At 51.3% G+C, this 3,905-nt stretch carries 3 protein-coding genes; 2 read left to right on the top strand and 1 reads right to left on the bottom strand.

Going from position 1 to position 3,905, the window contains the following annotated elements; all coding sequences use genetic code 11:
* Nucleotides 1-1,154, top strand: a 1,154-nt coding sequence (locus tag IGR76_04650) for a S8 family serine peptidase (protein ID MBF2077811.1), incomplete at its 5' end; no start/stop codon positions are given.
* Nucleotides 1,155-1,312: 158 nt separating this feature from the next.
* Here IGR76_04650 and gnd read toward each other — a convergent pair.
* On the bottom strand, nucleotides 1,313-2,728 hold the full coding sequence (gene gnd / locus IGR76_04655) for a decarboxylating NADP(+)-dependent phosphogluconate dehydrogenase (GenBank protein MBF2077812.1): 1,416 nt from the start codon (nucleotides 2,726-2,728) through the stop codon (nucleotides 1,313-1,315).
* A 472-nt stretch (nucleotides 2,729-3,200) separates the two neighbouring features.
* Here gnd and IGR76_04660 point away from each other — a divergent pair.
* Nucleotides 3,201-3,905 (top strand): DNA gyrase subunit A (locus IGR76_04660; protein ID MBF2077813.1); only part of this gene is annotated, 705 nt, incomplete at its 3' end.

Below are 3,905 nucleotides of genomic sequence, written 5' to 3' on the forward strand. Positions count from 1 at the left end.
ACTATCGACTGATTACCGATCCCTCCGATGATGATAACTTCAAGGATTATGGTCATGGTCACAGCGCAATGAGCGTTATGGGTTCGACTGCCAACAATAGCTCCGGTGTGGCTGGCATCAACTGGTACAGCAAGATATACGTCAACGATGTGTACAGCGGCGTAAATCTGCAAACCGCAATCAAAGACACCATCAACTACGCCAAAGCCAACAACATGAAAGTGGTGTTCCAGGGTGGCATTCAGGGTGAAGGATGGCTCACCAGTGGTGGAAGCCAAGCCCAACTTGAGTCTCTGATTAGCGCGAATTCAGATATTGCTCTGTTTGCCGTTGCTGCAGGGAATGGTGGCCCTGGTGGTAATCTCAACGATCCAAATTACTTAACCAGTGTTAGTGGTGTTGCGAAACTGCAAACGAATTACAGCAACGTAATCTCAGTTGGAGCGCTGGCAAAAACAGGGACAACCTATGTGAATGGTCTCGCCAATGCTTCTAGCGTAGACATTGCGGGCTACTCCAATCGGGGATCGAACCTGACCCTGATGGCGGCGACTAACTCTCCTGCAATGGACAAGAATGGGGATATGCGCTTCTTTGGAGGAACCTCATGTGCGAACCCGAACATGGCCGCGATCGCCTCTCTGGTATGGAGTGTAAATCCCTACTTCAGCGGTGGGCAGGTGCGCCAACTCCTGATTGACACGGCTATGGATTTGGGAAGCTACGGCAAGGACAACACTTTTGGTAACGGTCTCGTTAACGCAGATGCGGCTGTACGCCGAGCTTGGGCACTGAAGGAAGACTATCAGTTGGCCAGCATGTACTCTAGCAAGCGTTGGCAGCCTACGATCTTCTCCGTTCTTGATGATTTCAAAGTGCTGACGAAGGATATCAAGTTCGTCGTTGATCCCAAGTTCACCCATATCCTAGACACCAACATCCAGACGATCAAGAAACCCAGCGTGGATCTTGAATTTGATGCAATGGACTCCTTTGCCATTGCTCCGGTTGCGTCAGGATTTGATGCCAGTGAAGGGAGCGATCGCCCCTCTATCTTTGATGAGTTGATTGCCCCCACCAGCAACTTCCTCGATGACATGGTGGACGAAAATAGCTGGAGTGAGTCGTTGGCTGACGAGGTTGCCCTCATTTAGGCAACGCCTAGATGCTCGGCAATCTCAAATCCTGTGAGTAGTCTGTAAAAAATGCTCCCCGGTCTGGGGAGCATTTCATGATCTGGAAATGGCGATCGCCCCTCCGATTTGAAATGGGCGATCGCTCTTGATTCTGAAACTAATAGACTAGAACCGAACTAGAACCACTCGGCGTGGAACGTTTCCCCTCTGGGATGATCGGTACGCTCATAGGTGTGCGCCCCGAAATAATCCCGCTGAGCTTGGGTCAGATTCTGAGGGAGGCGATCGCGGCGATAGCTGTCAAAGTAATCCAGCGATGCACTAAAGGCCGGAACCGGAATCCCCAGTTTCGCCGCAACCATGATCACTTCACGCCAAGCATCCTGGCGATCGAGAATCGTCTGCTTAAACTCAGAGGCAAGCAGGAGGTTGGGTAGCGCCGGATTATCATCAAACGCTTTCTTAATCTTGCCCAAAAATCCCGCGCGAATAATACATCCGCCTTTCCAAATCCGAGCGCACTCACCCAGATCCACCTTACCCTCAAACAGCTCTTGGGACGCCTTGCCAATCAGAGCCATACCCTGGGCATAGGAACAGATCTTCGAGCAATAGAGTGCATCCCGGATCTTGGTGATGAATTCTGCTGTATCGCCCTCATACTTTCCAGACGGCCCGGTGAGTTCCTTCGCTGCTGCCACTCGTTCGGCCTTGATCGAAGACATGATGCGGGCGTTAACGGCTGCTGTAATGGTTGGAATCGCAACGCCCAAATCCAGAGCGGTTTCCACCGTCCACTTCCCAGTCCCTTTCTGACCCGCCGCATCCAGGATGACATCCACTAACGCTAATCCCGTTTCGTCGTCCATCTTGGTGAAAATATTCGCGGTAATTTCAATCAAGAAAGAGTTCAGTTCTTCGGTGGTGTTCCAGTCGGCAAAGACTTCATGAAGCTGCTCGTGATCCAGTCCTAGTGTGTTTCTTAGGAGATCGTAGGCTTCAGCAATCAGCTGCATATCTCCGTATTCAATCCCGTTATGCACCATTTTGACATAGTGCCCTGCACCACCGGGGCCGATGTAGGTTACGCAGGGGCCATCGTCAACCTGAGCCGCAATTTTCGTCACAATGGGTTCAATTTCCTGGTAAGCGGCAGCCGTTCCCCCTGGCATAAGGCTAGGTCCATTCAGTGCGCCTTCCTCGCCACCACTAACCCCCATGCCGATGTAGCGTAAACCGATAGACTCTAGCTCTTTGGTTCGACGTTCAGTGTCGGTATAGAGCGAGTTTCCACCGTCAATGATCATGTCTCCCTCCTCCAGTAGAGGCTTGAGATCGTTGATCACGTAGTCTACAGGAGCCCCCGCCTTCACCATGATTAGAATCTTGCGGGGACGCTCTAGCGATGAAACAAATTCTTCGAGGGAATACGCGGGCTTCACATTTTTACCTGCGGCTCGCGTTTCCATAAACTCATCTGTCTTTGCAGATGTGCGGTTGTATACCGTAATGGGAAATCCGTTTCGCTCGATGTTGAGCGCAAGATTCTCACCCATTACCGCTAAGCCAATTAGACCAAAACTCTGTGCCATATCACTCTCTTGAGACTCTCTGCGTAGGAACAACAGACCAACATCCTGAAACAATCGCCGCCGTGTAGCACTGTTCGAGATGACCGGATATAACGCACCGCTATACCCACTGTCGGATGTTCAAGACTGGGACATCTTGAGCGAGGGCAACACCTTTCTCAAGACTTTGTGCGTTTCAATACATTGAGAACCGTTGCTAGAACAGGCGTAGCTGTGCGTGTACCTTACAGAGTAGACAACTTTTTCCGGTAGCCCCATTCATCACAGATTTTCTTTATGCATGGCTCAGTGGAATAATGCTCCAACGGCTGACGATACGGGCTTCTATACCCGTATTTATGCTAAAATTTGTAAGGAAAAAGGGCATTTTTACTAGCCCTTCCCCATCATGTCTAGACATGTCAGCAGTTTTTCATCAAATTCAGCGATTAACTGCTGAAATTTTAGTTTTTTGGAGCTTTCTGGACCCACTATGACTATAGTCCCTACCGATTTGCGGAGTGAAATGTCCCGCTCTTACCTGGAATACGCCATGAGCGTCATCGTAGGACGGGCACTTCCAGACGCAAGGGATGGTCTAAAGCCAGTTCATCGCCGCATTCTCTACGCGATGCACGAACTCGGTTTGACACCCGATCGCCCCTTTCGGAAGTGTGCGCGCGTGGTCGGGGATGTCATTGGTAAATATCATCCCCACGGCGATACGGCTGTGTACGATGCCTTGGTACGCATGGCGCAGGATTTTTCCATGCGGCTACCGCTAGTAGACGGGCACGGTAACTTTGGGTCTGTCGATAATGATCCCCCAGCGGCGATGCGATACACCGAGTGTCGTCTGCGGTCTCTCGCGACTAACTCGCTGCTTCAGGATATTGAGGCGGACACCGTTGACTTTATTGACAACTATGACGCCTCCCAGCAAGAACCGCTGGTTTTACCCTCACGGATTCCCCAGCTTTTGCTGAATGGCTCCTCTGGGATTGCGGTGGGCATGGCGACGAATATTCCACCCCATAACCTCGGTGAGCTAATTGATGGGGTGATTGCGCTGATCCGCAATCCAGAATTGACGGATGGCGAACTGCTGAGCCTGATCCCAGGGCCAGATTTCCCGACGGGGGGTATTATTCTAGGGACTAGCGGCATTCGAGAAGCCTACGCCACAGGCCGGGGATCA

This window comes from Synechococcales cyanobacterium T60_A2020_003, from assembly GCA_015272205.1.
Lineage (GTDB): Bacteria > Cyanobacteriota > Cyanobacteriia > RECH01 > RECH01 > JACYMB01.